At 68.2% G+C, this 17,425-nt stretch carries 10 protein-coding genes; 6 read left to right on the top strand and 4 right to left on the bottom strand.

Annotated elements, in window-relative coordinates; genetic code table 11:
* Positions 1–23 precede the first annotated feature (23 nt).
* On the top strand, positions 24–1,994 hold the full coding sequence (locus G5C50_RS21685; RefSeq protein ID WP_165072882.1) for a hypothetical protein: 1,971 nt from the start codon (positions 24–26) through the stop codon (positions 1,992–1,994).
* Here G5C50_RS21685 and G5C50_RS21680 read toward each other — a convergent pair.
* Entirely contained in the window at positions 1,978–5,037 is a 3,060-nt protein-coding gene (locus G5C50_RS21680; RefSeq protein ID WP_165072880.1) for a PVC-type heme-binding CxxCH protein, read from the bottom strand. The genes G5C50_RS21685 and G5C50_RS21680 overlap by 17 nt on opposite strands.
* Positions 5,038–5,356: 319 nt before the next feature.
* Between G5C50_RS21680 and G5C50_RS21675 the strand changes: the two genes are divergently transcribed.
* From G5C50_RS21675 to G5C50_RS21665, 4 genes are all read left to right on the top strand, one after another.
* The gene (locus G5C50_RS21675; protein ID WP_165072878.1) at positions 5,357–7,729 is read left to right on the top strand and encodes a pre-peptidase C-terminal domain-containing protein; all 2,373 of its coding nucleotides are present in this window, start codon (positions 5,357–5,359) and stop codon (positions 7,727–7,729) included.
* A gap of 173 nt (positions 7,730–7,902) precedes the next feature.
* Entirely contained in the window at positions 7,903–9,246 is a 1,344-nt protein-coding gene (locus G5C50_RS21670; protein WP_165072876.1) for an alkaline phosphatase family protein, read from the top strand.
* Between the two features lie 579 nt (positions 9,247–9,825).
* Positions 9,826–9,957, top strand: a complete 132-nt coding sequence (locus tag G5C50_RS32985) for a hypothetical protein (protein WP_255487508.1) — start codon at positions 9,826–9,828, stop codon at positions 9,955–9,957.
* A gap of 114 nt (positions 9,958–10,071) precedes the next feature.
* Positions 10,072–11,550, top strand: coding sequence for a serine hydrolase domain-containing protein (locus tag G5C50_RS21665; RefSeq protein WP_165072874.1), 1,479 nt, complete (start codon positions 10,072–10,074; stop codon positions 11,548–11,550).
* A 404-nt stretch (positions 11,551–11,954) separates the two neighbouring features.
* Here the strand turns inward: G5C50_RS21665 and G5C50_RS21660 are convergent, their stop codons facing one another.
* The 3 genes from G5C50_RS21660 to G5C50_RS21650 form a co-directional block, all read right to left on the bottom strand.
* Positions 11,955–12,401 (bottom strand): hypothetical protein, encoded by a 447-nt coding sequence (locus G5C50_RS21660; protein ID WP_165072872.1) that lies wholly within the window; start codon positions 12,399–12,401, stop codon positions 11,955–11,957.
* 98 nt (positions 12,402–12,499) lie between these two features.
* The gene (locus G5C50_RS21655; RefSeq protein ID WP_165072870.1) at positions 12,500–13,531 is read right to left on the bottom strand and encodes a DUF1559 domain-containing protein; all 1,032 of its coding nucleotides are present in this window, start codon (positions 13,529–13,531) and stop codon (positions 12,500–12,502) included.
* A 393-nt stretch (positions 13,532–13,924) separates the two neighbouring features.
* Positions 13,925–16,036, bottom strand: a complete 2,112-nt coding sequence (locus G5C50_RS21650; protein WP_165072868.1) for a glycoside hydrolase family 172 protein — start codon at positions 16,034–16,036, stop codon at positions 13,925–13,927.
* A gap of 194 nt (positions 16,037–16,230) precedes the next feature.
* Between G5C50_RS21650 and G5C50_RS21645 the strand changes: the two genes are divergently transcribed.
* The gene (locus tag G5C50_RS21645; protein ID WP_165072866.1) at positions 16,231–17,421 is read left to right on the top strand and encodes a lactonase family protein; all 1,191 of its coding nucleotides are present in this window, start codon (positions 16,231–16,233) and stop codon (positions 17,419–17,421) included.
* Positions 17,422–17,425: the final 4 nt, after the last annotated feature.

Here is a 17,425-nt window from a genome sequence, read left to right as displayed (position 1 = left end):
GTACTTCGCGAGGACACGGCACCTTGGGACTGTCACGCGCGGTCGCCTGGGGGGTGGGGCTGGCTGCGGCGGTGCTGACGCTTGTTCTGGCGCCTGCTCTGGCATCGGCTTATCTGCCGAAGACGATGGTGCAGAACCCCGTCGAATGGGGGCTCGCGGCCGTCGCCTTGATCTGGATCGGGGTGGAACGAACGCACCTCCGCAGGCGGGAGCGAGACTTCATCGAGTCGTCTTCGACCTGGCTCTTGCGGCGCGGGCTGTTCCTCATTCTGGCGGCCTGGACGGTCTTCCGGCTCGCGGCGTTCCTCCCGCATTATCCCTACTGGCCCTGGGCTCGAGACCAGGACTCCTACGCCGTCACGGCGCGGTCGTGGAGCCTGGGAGTCCTGCCGTATCGCGATATTCGGTCGTACAACTTCCCGGGGCACGTTTACTTCCACTGGCTGCTCGGCCGGGCGTTCGGTTGGGGACGTGCGGGGTTGCCGTACATCGCGGACGCCGCGACTCTGCTGGCGCTGGGCGGCGTGCTCCTGGAATGGAGTCGGCGGCGGCTGGGCGGAATGCTGCCGGGGTCGCTGGCGTATTTCGTGATCCTCGCGGCGTACTTCGACGTCCCCTACCAGATCGTCGCCCAGCGCGACTGGCATACAACGCTCCTGGCCGCCGTCGCGCTGATGACGATGCAGACGTGGCCGGGGAGGGGTGGTCGATGGGCGTCGGCGGCGACGGCCGCGGCGGCGTTCACGATCCGGCCGCACCTCGTCGTATTCCTCCCCGCGATGGCCCTGGCGGCCTGGCAGGGGGGCGATGAGCGCGAGATCGATTCCTGGCGGCGGCGAGCGGCGAGGGTCGTCGGATGGGCCGGCGCGTTTGCCGTGTTCGTCGCGATCGGCTTCGCGCCGTTGGTCGCCGCTGGGATTCTGGACGACCTTCTGCGGAACCTGCGGACCGCTTCCTACGGTGGGCCGTACAGCACGTTCAGCCCTGAGCGAGCCCTGATGATTCTCAGAGAAGAGATCGCGACGCCCACGACGGCGGGGGCCATCGTCGCGTTGGCGGCGCTGAGCATCCGCGGCCCGTTGCGATGGACGGCCCGCGTCTGGCTGGCAGCGCTCGGCGGCGTGATCGTCTACCGGCCGTTGCATCCGGTCGACCACGGCTATCTCCAGATGCCGCTGAAACTCGTGACGGCGATCGCCTGGGCGGTGCCAGTCGCATGGGTCGTTTGGACTGCTGTGCGCGCGAATGGCGGCCTTCCGACGTCTTCCCCTCTGGAGGAGGAAGACAGGCCACGAAGCGGGAACGACCGGCGAGGGTTTGAGAACGCTCCGGCGGAAGTCCCTGCGCCGCCGGTCGCCCCCTCATCCGACGCTTCGGGCCACCCTCCTCCTCCAGGGGGGAGGGGAACCGCCTCGATTCGCAAGGCGTTCCTGGGGGTACTGGCGATCCTGGCGCTGATGTACGAATCGGTCCCGCTGCGAGAGCCCTGGAACTGCAGCCTCGCGGCGAGCCTTGATGCGGTCTGTACGTGGGCCCGGGGAGGCCGGCCGTCCATGCCGCCGGGCGCCTATCTCGACTTCGATCCTTACTTCCACCCAGCGCATCCGTGGGACGATTACAACGGACTGCTGAGATACATCCGCGAATCCACGGGGCCGGAGACGGTCGTCGCCAACATCTTCAGGCGGCTGCCGCTTTCGCCGGTCAACGGGCCGACGGGTCGACCCTCGCCGTTCCGCGCGGACTCGGGGATCTGCTGGATGTGGCTCGTCCGGATGGATCTCGACGAGGAGTTCGCTCGACAACTCGAGGCTTCGGGCCCGGACTCGATCGTCGTCTGGGAGCCGAGCGTGAAGCGCGTCGATCATCGACTGGAACTGCCGAAACTGATCGAGGCCGTCCGGCGCGACTATGCGCCGGAGGCTCGATTCGGGACGCTCGAAGTCTGGCGGCGGAAGCCGTCGACGAAGGGGACGATCAGCGGCACGCCTTGAGGAAGGCGACGAGATCGGCGAGGTCCTGGGTTGAAAGCTGCTGGTCGAGGCCCGCGGGCATCACGGAGACGGTGCCGGGGCGGATCTCCTCGACGTCGCCGCGGGGGATGCGGGCGGACTGATCGGCGCCGGTGACCAGCAGGTATTCCTCGGGGGTCTCGCCCTTGAGGAGGCCGCTGTGGACCTTGCCGTCGGCCGTGGCGATCACGACCGGCTCATAGCTGCGGACGAAGCTGGCCGAGGGATAGAGGACGGCCTCCAGCAGGTCGCGCTCGGTACGCACGCCGCCGATCCTGGTGAGGTCGGGGCCGACGTCGCCGCCGCGGTAGCCGATGGCGTGGCAGGTGGTGCAGGCCGCCTTCGAGCCCTGGAAGACAAGCTGCCCGCGGCGGATGTCGCCGCCGGTCAGCTTCGGGAGCAGGTCGTCGAGCCTCGCCTGTTGCTTGGCGGCGTCGGCGTTGAGGCGGTCGAACAGGGCCTTGGCGGCGTCGCGCGTCGCCGGGCCGAACTTCGCCAGGTGGGTCTTCAGGGCGTCGGTGCGGAGGCTCGACAGGGCGGGAGAGTCCAGCAGGGCCGCGACCAGCTTCTTTCCGAGCGCGTCGTCGGACTGGGCGTCGTAGGCGGTGAGCAGGCGGTCGACCTCCAGCGGGCCGGCCTTCGCCAGCGCGGCCACGAGGGCGTCGAGCTGGGCGGGGGCGAGCTTCGCCTTCGAGAGGACGTCGGCGGCCAGGCCGCGGACGGCGACGGTCCCGTCCGGATCGAGCCCCTCCAGCAGGAACGCGAACGTCGCCGGCTCGACCTTCGTCAGCCCCCCGGGGACGGCGGAAAGAGCTTCCAGACGGCCGTCGGTGGGGAAGTCGGCGCGGTCGGCCAGGCCGAGCAGGGGAGGAGCCAGGGTCCTGGCCGTCGCGACGGGCGGAGCCAGCGCCCGGGCGGTCGCCACGGCCTGGCGGGCGAGCGCGGCGTTGGAGTTGCGCAGGACGTCGACGAGTGCGGCGAGCCAGGCGGCGGGGACGTCCTTGGGCCGGGCCAGGGCCATCGACTTCAGGGCGCTGACGCGGGCGACGTCGGGGGCCGAGGCGACGGTCTCGCCCAGCAGGTCGCGGACGGCCGGCGAGGCGGCGTTGCCGGCGAGCTGGCCCTCCAGCGCGGCGCGGTCGGCCGGTGAAAGATCAGCGAGACGGAGCCGATCGCGGAAGAACCCGGCGAGAGCCTGGCCCCATTCGGGACGGCGGCCGATGATCCAGGCGGCGATCTCGCGGACGCCCGGATCCGAGTCGGCCAGCAGCGAGGCCGTCTTCTGCGGGTCGAGCCCGCCGCCGTCCATCTGGTCGATCGCCATCAACGCCGCCCGTCGGACGCGGGGCTCGGACGAACCGAGCGCGGGGGCGGTCGCCTGGGGATCGGCGATCTGGATCAGGGCGAGGGTCAGGGCGTGGTGCAGGAAGCGGTCGTCGGCCGTGACGTCGCTCAGAGCCTTGAGGATCGTCGGGACGGCCGAACGGTCGCCGATGCGACCCATGGCCTCGGCCGCGGCGCGGCGGTTGAAGGGAGATTCGCTCAGGATCAGAGCCGTGAGCTGCGGCAGCGCCTCGGCGTCCCGCGTCAGCGAGACCACCGCCGCGGCGGTCTGGCGGACGCCCTCATCACTGTCGGTCAGGCCGGTCCGAGCCACGGCGCGGGCTTCAGGCGCGTCGATCCGGGCCGACGCCCAGATCGCGTTGCGGCGGACCTCCACCGAGCGCGATCGCTGGACCGCCTCGGCCAGATCGCCGACCGCCTCGACGCCCAGCTTCCCAAGCGCTTCCAGGGCCCGGCGACGAACGGCCGGGCGGGCGTCGGTCAGCAGCCCAACGAACTCGGGCGCTTTCATCTTCTTCCATTCGACGTACTTGCCATACGGGTCGACGACCTTGGCCGCACCCTTTCGACGGACGCGATAGACGCCGCCCAGCTCATCCGGCTTGGAGAGCTGCGACGTCGGGCAGCAGAGCTTGTACCAGCCGCCGGTGTCGATCACCAGCAGGCTGCCGTCGGCGTCCTCCACCACGTCGGTCGGGTGGAAGTCCAGGTCGGGACTCGTCACGAAGTCCTGATCCTTGGTCGTGAACGTCGACCCCGAGGGGGTCAGCACGTGCCGGCTGACCTTGTGCAGGTTGAAGTAGCAGGCGAAGAGGTTCCCCTGAACATCATCGCCGAGCGCCGGCGATTCGATGCAGGTCAGTCCCGAGGGCGCCGCCGGTCCCATGTGGAGCAGGGGGGGCATGACGCCGGGGCCCGTCCACTTGTGGACCGGCGCGTCCAGGACGCGGTTCACCTTGCCCCAGATCCCGCCGTAGACGTTGTGGATCAGGCCGTCTCGGAATCCGCCGCCGGGGCGTTGGAGGAACGTGCACGAGAGGATCCGCTCGCCGGTCGCCGTGAACGCCACGTCGACGGGGTTGTCCATGCCGCCGGTGAGCACCGGCTCGATCTCCGATCCGTCGCGGCGGGAGCGGAAGATGTGCGAGGCGCTGGTGACGAACGGGGTCTTGTCGGGACGGCCGTAGGTCTGCTCGGCGAACGCCCCCTTGGTCCAGTAGACGCGGCCGTCGAGCCCGGGGTAAGGGCCGTGCAGGTCGTTGGCGCAGCCGGTGAGGGTCTTGCCCTGGAACCACTCGACGCGCTCGTCGGCCTTACCGTCGCCGTCGGTGTCGGTGAGCTTCCAGATGCTCGGCGGGGCGGCGACGTAGAGCGAGCCGTCCAGCCACATGGTCCCCTCGGGGAACATCATCCCCTCGGCGAAGACGACCGATTCGTCGTAGACGCCGTCGCCGTTCTTGTCCTCCAGGCGGACGATCCGGTGGGGCTTCTTCTCCAGTTGGATCTCGACCTTCTCGTTCGATCCCGACGAGTCGGCGACGTAGAGCCGGCCTTCCTCGTCGATCGCCGCGGTGATCGGCCGCTGCACCAGCGGCGAGCCGGCGACTCGCTCGATTGTGAAGCCCTCGGGGACGATCAGTTTGCGTCCCGCGTCGGCGGCCGGTTCGCTTGCGGTCGCCATCGCCGCAACCGTCCCGATCCAGCCTACCAAGCCCGGCAGCCATCGCGCGTGCATCATGATGAAGACGAACCTACAGGGGGGGTGTTCTAGGGGCAGCCTAGCTGTTCTATCTCACACGAAAAGGCCGCGTCAACCGGGGCGGCATCGACGAATCGCCACGACTCCGAAGAAATCCGTCAACGTTGGTGGGCGTGGGCGAGGTTCATCGGCTACGATTCTTGGGTCGTCGCGTCGACGGCTGACGTGGGGCGTCAGGGGGGATGACGGCATGCCGGGGATCGGGAACGGACGCCGCCGACGCGGGCGGGAGACGACGCCCGTGGTCGAAACGCTGGAGGGACGGCGTTTGATGGCCGTCTCGCTGACGTTCGACTACTCGCTGGACTCCCTCGGCTTCTTCACGGCCGATCGGCGGTCCGCCCTGGAATCGACGCTCAACGCGATCGCCGCGCGGCTGGGAGACTCGCTGGCCCCGGTCGCCTCGGCGTCGTACACGCTGGATCTGGCCGCGGGCGCCAGGACGGTCACCACCAGCGTTCCGGCGAACGTCATCAAGGTCTACGCCTACGGCGACAACCTGACCGGCACGGGGAGCGTCGCCCAGGGGGGCGCGTACTACTCGCCCGGGGCGAACGACTCGATGCGCGGCCAGGGGGCGAACGATTACGCGCCGGACATCGCCTACATGCGGTTCGACGCCTCCGCCTCGTCCAACTGGTATATCGGCTCGTCGCTGGCCGGACTGGGCTACAGCCAGATCGACTTCATGACGGTCGCTCGGCATGAGTTCCTCCACTCGCTGGGGTTCCTGGACAGCCAGCCGACCTTCGCGCGCTACGACCAGAACAACCAGTTTTTCGGTCCTTACGCCGAGGCCGCCAACAGCGGCCTGCCCGTACCGCTGGACGGCTCGCACGTCGCCTCGTCGGTGACCTCGATCATGAACCCGGTCACGATTCTGGGGACTCGCAGCGATCTGACCAACCTGGAATGGGGCTTCCTCAAGGACTTCGGCTGGACGGTCCTCGCGGCGCCGACGCTCTCCGCTCCCTACTTCGACCGTGATTTCCATCTCTTCCTCGGCGGCCAGGGGAATGGACAGGCGATGACGACGATCCTGCCTGCGAACGGCGTGTACCTCATGCCGATCGACGTTCTGGGCGGGGACTCGCTGCGGCTCCAGACTCTTGACGGCTCGACCTCCGACCTCCAGGGGGCTGACGGCTATCTGAAGCTCTTCGACTCCGCCGGCAATCTCCTGGCCCGGAACAACGACTCGGCGTCGGGGGGCAAGGAGGACTTCAGTTACACCTTCACGGCCGGCGGTCGCTACTACGTCGGCGTCAGCGCGGCCGCCCAGAGCGACTACACGTTCACAACCCCCTCGTCGGCCGCGGTCTCGACCACGGGCTTTCTGCTGAAGGCGACTCTCACCGGGGCGACGGCCGACGAGCCCCACGACATCGCCTCGGCGACCTCCTCGGTGACGCTTGCCGGCGGGCTCTACGACCGCACGACGACTCTGGCCGGCGTCGCGGCCGACGTCTTCAGGCTCGACGCCCTGGCCGGCTACACGTACGTGATCTCGACTTCGCTGCCGACGGCCGGCGGGCTTTCGGGACCGACCGTCGCGACCATCTACGATGCGGCCGGCCGCAAGGTCGTCGGCATGTCCGGGGCCTCGTCCTACGACCGGCTTTCGTGGACGGCCCAGGCGTCGGGAACGTACTACGTCCGGGTCGCCCGGACGGCCGGCGCGAGCGTCGTGACGCTGAGCGAGTCGCTCGTCGATCCGGGGTTCAGCACGCCCGATTCCGGCGACGGGTTCTCGATCTCGGGGACGCGGAGCGTCGGGGGCGACTACCGTCTGACCATCTCCGCGACCGCCCCCACGCCGCCCCCCAACCGGAACCCGCTCTACGTCGACTACGGCTCGTCGGGCCTCTGGCGCTGGAGCGAGTCCGCCGGCTGGCGGCAGCTCATCGCGGCCGATCCTCAGGACTTCGTCACCGCGGCCGACGGCTCGGTGTTCGTTGACTTCGGCGGGTTCGGAACATGGCGCTGGAGCGAGTCGGGCGGCTGGCAGTCGTTGCGCTCGGCCGACCCCCAGCAGATGGCCGCTGCGTCGGACGGCTCGGTCTATTTCGACTACGGCTCGGAAGGGCTCTGGCGCTGGACGGCCGCCGCGGGCTTCGCGAGGGTCAACGCCGCCGACCCCCAGGGGATTGCGACGGGGCCCGGCGGCGTCGTCTATGTCGACTATGGTCAATTCGGCCTCTGGCGCTGGACGGCCGCTGCGGGAATGAGACAGATCAACGCCGCCGACCCCGAATCGATGGTCGCGGGGACCGACGGCGTCCTGTACATCGACTACGGCAAGTTCGGCCTTTGGAAGTGGACCGAAGCGTCGGGGATGTCCCAGATCAACACGGCGGACGCCCAGTCGATGGTCGCCGGCCCGGGCGGCTCGCTGTACGTCGACCTGGGGAGCAGCGGCCTCTGGCAGTATTCGGCCGGCGCCTTCCGCCAGATCATCGCCGCCGATCCGGAGGGCGTCGTCGCGGCGGCCGACGGCTGGCTCTACATCGACTTCGGCCGGTTCGGCGTCTACCGATGGGCGGCTTACGTCGGCATGCAGCAGATCAACGCCGCCGACCCCCAGAAGCTGGCCGTGCTCGCCCCGTCGACGTGACGAGCCCCTGGCCGGGATATGACGTGGCGGAAGAACCGATGAAGTTTCCATAACCGCCGCTCCCAGGGCTTTCATTGATGGGGGCCAGACCGTTAGGCTTGCGAGACGTCCCGGCAGCGCTGGATCGCCGGGGCCGATCGACGCATCCCGCCTCAACGGAAAGGTCCCACCCCATGTTGCGACGCCTCGCCCTCGCGACGTTGGCCCTGGCGACGGCGACGTCCGCCTTCGCGGCCGACGCCGACCGCCACGTCGTGGTCATCTCGCTCGACGGCTTCCCCGCCTACTACCTTGACGACCCCCAGGTCTCGCTGCCGAACATCCGCGCCCTGCGAGACGCCGGCGCCGCGACGACGGAAGGGATGCACGTCTCCAATCCGTCGGTGACCTGGCCCAACCACACCTCGATGATGTCGGGCGTTCGGCCGGAGAAGCACGGCGTGCTTTTCAACGGCCTGCCGAAGCGCGAGGCCGGCAAGCCCACGACCGTCGCTCCGGAGCGCCGGCAGCAAGAGTTGGTCCACGTCCCTCTCCTGTTCGACCATCTGAAGACGGTCGGCCTGACCTCGGCCGCGATCAACTGGCCGTGCACCTCGGGCTCGGAGAGCATCGGCGACAACTGGCCGGACGTCCCCAAGGCGTTCACCTACACCACGCCCCGGCTCCGCGAGGAGCTGCAGAAGTCCGGCGAGGCCGACAAGTTCGCGGCCGGCGGCGCCGAGGTCCACGACGAGATCTGGGCCGACACCACCGCGCGGATCATCCGAGTACGCAAGCCCAACCTCGTCGCCCTGCACCTGCTCCAGCTTGACTCCACCCACCACCAGCACGGCCCCCACACCCCGCAGGGCCGCGCCGCGGCCGGCGTGCTCGACTCGCTCGTGGGCCGGGTCGTGCAGGGGGTTGAGGAAGCCGGGCTCACGGACAAGACGACCTTCTTCGTCGTGGCCGACCACGGTTTCATCGCCGTCACCAAGACCCTCCGCCCCAACGCGATCCTCCGCAAGGAAGGGCTCCTCACCGTCGCCGACGGCAAGGTCGCCTCGGCGCGGGCCTTCGTCGTCCCTGAAGGGGGCATCGGCATGGTCTACCTGACCGACCCGGCCACCCGCGACGAGGACCGCAAGACGATCCACCGCCTGTTCGACAACGCCGAGGGCGTCGTCGCCGTGATCGACTCGGCCGACTTCCCGCGGTACGGCCTGCCGAAGCCCGAAGACCACCTCGGCATGTCCGACGTCATCATCGCCGTGAAAGACGGCTACGCTGTCGGCGGGGCCTTCACCGGCGACGACCTGCTCCAGAGCCACGAGCAGAAGGGAACCCACGGCTTCCTCTCAACCGAGCCCAAGATGAACGCCCTGTTCGTCGCCTCGGGAGTGGGGATCAAGCCGGGCGCGAGGCTGCCGTTCGTCGAGAACATCGACATCGCCGCCACCGCCGCCTACCTCCTGGGCGCTCCGCTGGACAAGCCCACCGGCCGCGTCCTGACCGAGATCCTCACCTCGCCCAAGTGACGAGACGGATCAAACGTCGGAGCCCGATCCTCGGGCTCCGACGCCGGCCGTTACCCGTGAGCGGCGGCTCGATTTGGCTTCGATCGCTGCGGCCGCGACGCCTTGCCCTGGCGCTCAACACATTGGCGTTATGGGTTTTGCGGCAAGCCAAGGCGTTGGCTTCGTTCGGCGAAAAACGCGACGCTCGTCACTCATCACCACCGAAGAAAGGTGAATGTTGGGTGCCATGGCCGCTCTTGCGTGGCCATGCGATCGGCGACGGTCGTCCAACGGTCTCACGCCGGCCGGTCGGTTCGATTTGGCTTCGGTCGCTGGGCTCGCGAGGCCATGTCGTGGGGGTAACGCATTGGTGTTATGGACTTTACGTCTTCGCCGGTCGGTGGCTTCGTTCGGCGAGAAACGACAGGATTTGTCGCTCGCCACCCTCCGGAAACCGAATTGAGAAAGAGTCGGCTGCACTGTCGCCTTCTACTTTCACCATGGTCTCCGCGCGGCTTCTCCGATCGCCGGCCGTAGGGATTTCTCCCGCCCTCACCCGTTGCGATCCCTATAGTAGTTCGCATCAGGAGATTTGATCCCATGCGCACGATCCTCTTCGGCCTGACCGCAGCGATCCTAGCCGGTCACGCTCTGGCGCAGGCTCCTGCACCTTCACACGAGACACAGGCTCGCGAGCAACTCCGTCGGGACCGCAAGGCGTTTCAGGACTAGGAGCCGACCACCGCGAAGCCGCTGACCCGGATCATCAATCCGAACGACCCGCCGCGGATCATCTGGCGCGACGTCGACGAGGTCCGCCGGCTGGGGGGCGACGGCTCGGTCCGTGTGCGATGGTTCGACGCCGCCGCCAATGAGGCGGTCAAGCCCGACAAGCCGGGCCCGTGGGTGGCCGTCGTCGAGTCGAAGGCTCCGAACGGGACGGTCGCGCGGCGGTCGATGACCTTCTACGTCCGCCCGCCGATGTTCCTGCTCTTCCTGTTCCCGGCGACGAACCTGACGTTCTCGATTCCGCCCTTCCCCAGCCCGATCGTCGAGGCCGTTTGGCGCGAGCATCAGTCCGAGATCGACCGTGATGCTCACGACCTGCTCTTCCGCGCCTTCAACGACTCCGAAGCCGGCGCGAGACTGCTCGCGGGCCTTGGCGGCGCCCCGGCGCTCGGCCGACCGCCGAAGACGTTCGAGACGGCCGCCGCCCGAGTTGAGGAGATGCACCTCTCCGCGAAGCGGAAGCTCCACGGGTTGCCCGCCGAGGGGAAAACCCTCAAGCCCCCGCAAGCGATCAGCCCCCCCGCGCCGGCCCTCCACGAAGGGACCGCCGCCGAGGCCGGCGTCGCGCCTGAACTCGTCGACAAGCTCCGCGCCCTCTGCCGCGAGTGGGCCGAGGATTCCAAGCAGCCGTTCACGACGCTCGTCGCCCGTCGCGGCGTGGTCGTGCTCCACGAGGCGTTCGGCCGCCGTCCCGACGGCCGTCCCGCGGCCCTCGACGATCGCAACGAGGTCTTCTCGATCACCAAGACGGCGACCGCGATCCTCTTCAGCCGGTTCCTGGAAAGCGGTCTCGTCCGGCTCGACGACCCGATCTCGACCGTCCTCCCCGACTACCCGAAGGACGATCCGCACGTCCCCACGTTCCGCCAGTGCTTCACGCACACGGCGGGGCTTGCCGGCCACGGCGACTTCGGCGGGATGCGGAACGTCTTCCTCGACAACGTCGTCCTCAACGGTCTGGACGCCGTCTTCCCGGGCGACACGTACGCTTACTCTGGGATGGGCTTCGACCTGTCGGCCTCGGCGATGGAGCTGATCACCGGCAAGGCGTCTGCCAGGCTCTACCACGACGAGTTGTGCGAGCCCTTCGGCCTGGGCGACGTCCCCTTCGACGGTGCAGCGGCCGGAGGCCATTTCACGGCCTTCGAACTCGGCGTGCTGGCCCAGTGGCTCGCCAACGGCGGCGCGTACGGCGACCGCCGCCACGTCTCGCCCGAGGTCTTCGCCTCGATGCTGCCGGAACCCGTCCTCAAGCGCTGGCCGAAGGCCGGCTACAACGACGACGAGGGGATCGGCATGCACTGGCTCCGCATCCCGAAGCCCGGAGCGCCGGCGAACTCAAAGAAGCCGGAAGACCTCCTCTTCGGCCCCCGGATGGTCGGCCACGGCTCCCTCAGCCAGTGCATGCTCATGGCCGACCTCGACTCCGGCCTGATCATCACCCAGTCGCGATCGACGGGCGGCCCGAAGTTCGCCGAGTGGTCGGCGAAGTTCTACAAGACCATCGCCGAGGGTCTGCGCGACGGGGTGAAGTAACGGCCTTCCATTCCCCCGCAGAGATGCCACCAACAGGCGAGGGATTGATCCGTCCCCTCTCCCTGCGGGCTAATGACCCGCCACGTTTGGAAAGCCTCTGGCTTTGCCACCGAACGAAGGACTGATCTGGGTGCCATGGCCACGCTTGCGTGGCCATGAACCGGCGTAGGACGACCGCGAGGCCGTAGCCGATCGCATGCCCACAACAAGCGTGGGCATGGCACCCAAGAATCACTCCTCATCGAAGGGCGTCTGATTGTCAGCCCCACGGTCGAGGGGGACGATCGTCGATAGCCACGCTGGATCAAAAGCGGCTCGCTTGTCGCGACGGCTCGCGAACCGCTCCAGCAATCCCAGGGGATGTGAAGAGAACCCCCCGGGGCGGCGTGGGCGATCGAGGCCGGTTAGTCGGTCAGGGCGAAGTCCTTGGTGTTGGAGCCGCTCTCAACCTTGGCGGTGAGACCGGAGGTGTTGGGATTTTCGTACTTCTCGGGGATGAGCCGTTTGGGCGGGATCGGCTTCTTGGGGATGTAGTCGAGGAGGACGTCCTCTCGTGAGACGAGGCCCACCTTGTAGTCGCCGAGGAGGGCCCCGTCGCCCGGGTTCTCGGTCTGGAGGGTGTACGAGCCGTCTTCGCTGATCGTCCCGGTGGCGTTGCGACCCTCGGGAGAGGTCGTCACGAATGAGACGGTCCCCTTCGTGACGGGCTTGCCGTTGAGGGTGACGGTGCCGTAAACCCGGCCCATCTCGGGGCCGGAGGAGCCGCAGCCGGTGGCACCCGCGGCGCAGAGGGACAGGGCCACGGCCAGCGTCGCCGGCGCGCGCCGAAGCCTGGGCGGGATTCGATTCAAAGGAGGGATCTCCCTGGCGTCAGATAGAGAAATCCGGCCGCCGCATCGTTGGGAAGCGGCGGCCGGTTCGTCGATACGATGAACGGAAGGGCGAGTTCTCAGTAGGAGTCCGAGGAGACGATCTCGCCCATGCCGCGCGTGCTCAACGCCTGGTACGTCGGCATGCTGATCGAGGTCTTGATGAACTTCACCGAGCCGTCGCAGAGCAGGAAGTTGCCGCCGCCGGGGTGCTGGCTGCGGAAGCTGTACCAGTTGTTCCAGGCGCCCGTATTGGAGGCCCCCGTGCCAATGGTGACGCTGCCGCCGGCGGTGATCGCCACGCCGGGCGCCAGATAGTTCAGGGGAACGGCCGTGGAGCCGACGCACTGGTTGGCTTCGACCCAGGAGTTCCACTGGGTCACCCGCATGATCTGCTCGCCGGCCATGAACGTGTTGGAGGTGCCGTCGGTGATCCCGGCGATGGTGACGCCGTTGCACTGCCGCCAGTAGATGCCGCTGCCGGTTCCGGGGCTCGGCGGGAAGGTCGTGCTTGCTGGATCGCCCAGCTGGGCCCCGCGGCAGTTGTAACCCTGAGCGGTGCAGAACGTCGACACTCCGCTGGCCGGATTGCATGACAGGCAGTTGTCGCCCAGATTGCCGACGTAGCACGTGCCGGATGCGCGGAGGCCTGAGATCTCGTCGGCGTTGACCGTGTCGATCTGGGGGCTGGATTCCGACGGGCACATGAGGCCGCTGATGATGGTCTCGCGCACCGTCTGATTCTGGTTGCCCAGGTAGCGCGCGTCGTAGCCGATGTTGTTGGTCCCCCACATCACCATGAAGTTCACAGCGTTGTAGAGGGCCTGCTGCTCCATGTTCGGCAGCAGGAACACCAGCCAACTGGAGTTGTTCCAGGTCGTTCCGGCGTTCGCGTACTGCGGATGCAGATACAGGTTGGCCGGAAACGATCCACCGATGTTGGCGTAGTTATGCGCCGCAAGCCCCAACTGCTTCAGATTGTTGACGCACTGGGCCCGCCTCGCGGCTTCACGGGCCGCTTGTACGGCCGGCAGCAAGAGGGCGATGAGCACGGCGATGATGGCGATGACGACCAGAAGCTCGATGAGCGTGAACGCCCGACGTCGAAGCATTTTCGACCTCCGTTCGACCGAAGAGAGAGAGGATTGCACGACGAAGAAATCGATCCGGATTAGGCGTGTGAACGCGTCACATCTTGTCTCTCACCTCCTCGCTCGTCCAGTCAAAAATCATCAAATGCGCAAGAGATTTTTATCGAATATGATGACTTGATCGCATGCAACATTACACGATTCTGAACGACGCCGAATTCCTAAGGTCGTCGTTTTGGTCGACGAGGGGCGCGGACTCTCGATCGCTGGCTAATCGGGTCGCCCCAATGCGTAGAATCGCCCTCGTTGGCGCCTTGATCGCCGTGGACGTCCAACGGCGATCGGAGATCCGACGGCGGCCGGGAGCCAGTCGCGATTCTCTCCCGCCGGGTGCAATCCAAAACGGTTGGCGTACTAGCGTCGGGGCGTGAGTCGGCCAGGGCCGTAGTCGCCGGCGGGGGCGGGGATGAGTTTGAACCAGTCGACGCCGACCAGTCGGCCGGTGCTCTTCTCGTTCTGGCCGACGATTGAGAGGCTCAGGACGTTGGGCCCGGCGGGGAGGTCGGCCACGCCCAGCAGGACGCCGCCGGAGTGGGCGACGCGGGGAGCGTACAGGTCGATCGGCTTGCCCAGCGGCTGGCCGTCGACGGCCGGCTGGATCTGGGCGTAGTCGGGGGCCTTCGTGAAACCCGCCCAGAGGGCGAATCGGCCGGGCTTCTCCACGGGCAGCTCCAGGTCGAGCTTCGGCTCGGCTTCCTGGCCTCGGACGGTCCACCAGAGCTGGGCGTAGCCCGACCAGACGTCGCCGAAGTGGCTCATGTCCTGGGTCGTCACCTCGCCGGCCGTCTTCGACCGGACGTGGAGCGACTCCGCTTCGATCGCGCCCGGCTCGCGGGTGACGGCTGGACGGGGGTGGACGATGCGCTTCGACAGATCGGCGACGGGGGCGGGCTCGACCTTCGCGCCGGGGGCCGCGTAGAGGTAGGCGAGCGTCGCGAACTGGACCTTCACGGCCTCCCAGTGCCACAATTCCAGGTCGAAGGCCAGCGATCGGTCGAAGGGGATGTTATCCAGGCTCTGGAACCGGACGACGCTGGTGTTCCCCTTGTTGCCGGGGCCGTCGCAGCGAGTCTGGGCGTGGAAGGGGTGGGCGAAGGGGCGGGGGTCGCTCCAGCCGTAGCCGAAGTAATCCTCGGTCCCCGTGCCGAAGGTGCTCGGAAACGCCTCGCCGTCAACGTAGACCTTCTCATCCCCCTCCCCCCACCAGGCGGAGGTTGGATTGTAGACGTTGCAAAGGAGGCCGACGTACCTCCCGGCCCCGCCCGAGATCCGGAGCGCGGGCCAGTCGAGCGTGCCGTCCCCCTTGACGGTGGGGACCTCGTCGCGCTGGGACCAGCGGGCGTGGAAGGTGAGTCGGCCGGCGTCCCCGGGATCGGTCCGATACGAATAGCGCAGGACGAACTGCGCGGGCCGGCCGGACTGGTTCGTCAGGACGATCCGGGCCGACTTCTTGAAGGGCATCACCCATCGCGACGCCATCGTCGCGTCCGACCCGACTTCCAGGAAGAGGCTTCGGAAAGGGTTCAGCCCCGGACCCGAACCGAAGAAGTCGCCGAGCGGCGCGGCGACCTGGGGCTCGGCCGCGTCGTCGAACGTGATGGTCAGCAGCGTGCGCGCGAGGACCTCCGCGAGAGCCGCGTCGTCCAGGCCGCCGCGAAGGATCTGGCAGGTGAGGGCCGTGAGTGCGCCGGGGCCGCCGGGCTCGACGAGGAATTCGCGGGGGCTGCCGGGGTCCAGTCGCTCGGGCTGCGAGGCCGGCATCGCGTCGGCGTGGATTGCCAGAGGGGATTCCAGCATAGACCGACGCGCCTTCGCAACGGCCTCGGCGGCGCGGGACAGGACGGCCGACGAGTAGCTTTCGACGGCGGTCCCGGGGGCGAACGTCGTGACGTTCGCCTGATAATACTGATCCCCCCTGGTCGTCGTGATCTTGATCGACTTCGCGAAGGGGAAGGGGAAGTACAGGTTCCACCCGCGCGAGGTCTCCTGGCCGAAGGGGGCCGAGAAGGGCTCCACCTTGCCCGATGCGATCGCGGCGAAGTCGGCGGCAAGCGCCGGCGTGGTCGCGCCATCAATGTAGATGCGCAGCTCGCCGGCCGGGTTGGGAGACCAGATCCGCGAGACGTACCCCGGACCCTGGGCGTCGGCGAGCACCCATTCCTTTCGCTGGCCCTCGCCTTCCACGCGCAAATAGTGGCCGCGATCCGCGTTGGCGAACGGGGAGACGATCTTGCCGTCGACGAGCTTCGTGGCGCGGTCGTAGCTGGAGAACTGGAACGACCGTTCGCCCGGCGCGGGAGGGACGGCCAGCCAGGAGGGGTCGCTCATTCTTGCGAGCAGGGATTCAACGGTGGTTGGCCGTGGAGGTTCGGCGGCGGGGGCGAGCGCGGTGAGAGCCGGCAGGAAGGCGATCAGGCCCGTCGCGAGCCGGGCGGCCCGGGACGGGAGCTTGGCGGGAGCGTTCATGGGGAGGGAACCTCGAATGCGACCCAGTGACGGGCGGGGCGACGGGCTCCGTCCGTCGCCCCTCATGGGACCAGACTCCGGGGTCGCTCGCAAGCGGCCGGCCCCTGGCGAGCGCGCTGGGCCTGTGATAACGTCGATTCGGTCCGGGGACGCCCCGGACGATCGAAGGGCCCTCGGCGCGGGAGGATCGGGCGATGACGATGCGGGACGGATCGACTTCGCGGCGGGCGTTGGCGTCCGCGTGCCTCTATCTTGCGGCCGGGCTTATGGTTCAGGCGAACGCCGCCGAGAAGCGGCTGGTCTATGTCGGCACCTACACCAACTCGAAGACCTCGCCCAGCGAGGGGGTCTACAAGCTGGAGTTCGACCCGGCCACCGGCGCATTGACGCCTCTGGGAGTCGCCGGCAAGGCCGACAGCCCCTCGTTCCTCGCCTTCTCCCCCGACGGCAAGCACCTGTACGCGGCCGAGGAGACCGGCGATTACCAGGGCGAAAAAGCCGGCTCGATCGCCGCGTTCGCCGTCGACCCCAAGACCGGCGACCTCAAGCTACTGAACCGCCAGTCCTCGAAGGGGGCCCACCCCTGCCACGTTTCGATCGACCCCACGGGAAAGGTCGTGCTGACGGCCAATTACTCGGGGGGGAGCGTCGCCTGCCTCCCGGTCGACCCCGACGGCTCGCTCCGACCGGCCTCGACGGTCATCCAGCACCAGGGGCATAGCGTCGACGCCGGCCGTCAGAAGGGGCCCCACGCGCACTCGGCCAACTTCGGTCCGGCCGGCAAGCTCGCGTTCGTCGCCGACCTCGGCCTCGACAAGGTGATGATCTACGACGTCGACGCCGAGACGGGGAAGCTCTCGCCTCACGAACCGGCCTCCGCGAAGATCGAGCCCGGCCGCGGCCCCCGGCACCTGGCCTGGGCACCCTCCGGCAAGTTCGCCTACGTCATCACCGAGATGGGCGGGACTGTCGACGTCTTCGCCTATGACTCGGCCCAGGGCGAGTTGAAGGAGATCCAGTCGATCACGACGCTGCCGGCTGACAACAAGACCAAGCCCGGCTGCGCCGAGGTGGTCGTGCATCCCTCGGGCAAGTTCGTCTACGGCTCGAACCGTGGCCATGACTCGCTGGCGATCTACAAGGCCGACCCGACGACCGGCAAGCTGACCGCAGCCGGCTGGACCTCGACGGGGGGCAAGAACCCGCGGAACTTCGTGATCGACCCGACCGGCGGCTGGCTGCTGGCGGCGAACCAGGATTCGGACTCGATCCTCGTCTTCAAGATCGACCCGGAAACCGGCGGCCTGACGCCGACGGGCTCCCCCATCAAGCTCCCCAAGCCGGTCTGCATCCGGTTCCTGCCCCAGCCGTCCTCAGCGAGGTGAGCCG

This window comes from Paludisphaera rhizosphaerae, assembly GCF_011065895.1.
Lineage (GTDB): Bacteria > Planctomycetota > Planctomycetia > Isosphaerales > Isosphaeraceae > Paludisphaera > Paludisphaera rhizosphaerae.
The sequence above is the reverse complement of the archived record's forward strand: the minus strand, read 5'-3'. Positions and strand labels throughout refer to the sequence as shown.

Excerpts from the sequence above, each read along its gene's own strand:
- G5C50_RS21680 (WP_165072880.1), bottom strand. The coding sequence starts at position 5,037 with ATGGCGACCGCAAGCGAACCGGCCGCCGACGCGGGACGCAAACTGATC.
- G5C50_RS21670 (WP_165072876.1), top strand. The coding sequence starts at position 7,903 with ATGTTGCGACGCCTCGCCCTCGCGACGTTGGCCCTGGCGACGGCGACG.
- G5C50_RS32985 (WP_255487508.1), top strand. The coding sequence starts at position 9,826 with ATGCGCACGATCCTCTTCGGCCTGACCGCAGCGATCCTAGCCGGTCAC.
- G5C50_RS21655 (WP_165072870.1), bottom strand. The coding sequence starts at position 13,531 with ATGCTTCGACGTCGGGCGTTCACGCTCATCGAGCTTCTGGTCGTCATC.
- G5C50_RS21650 (WP_165072868.1), bottom strand. The coding sequence starts at position 16,036 with ATGAACGCTCCCGCCAAGCTCCCGTCCCGGGCCGCCCGGCTCGCGACG.
- G5C50_RS21645 (WP_165072866.1), top strand. The coding sequence starts at position 16,231 with ATGACGATGCGGGACGGATCGACTTCGCGGCGGGCGTTGGCGTCCGCG.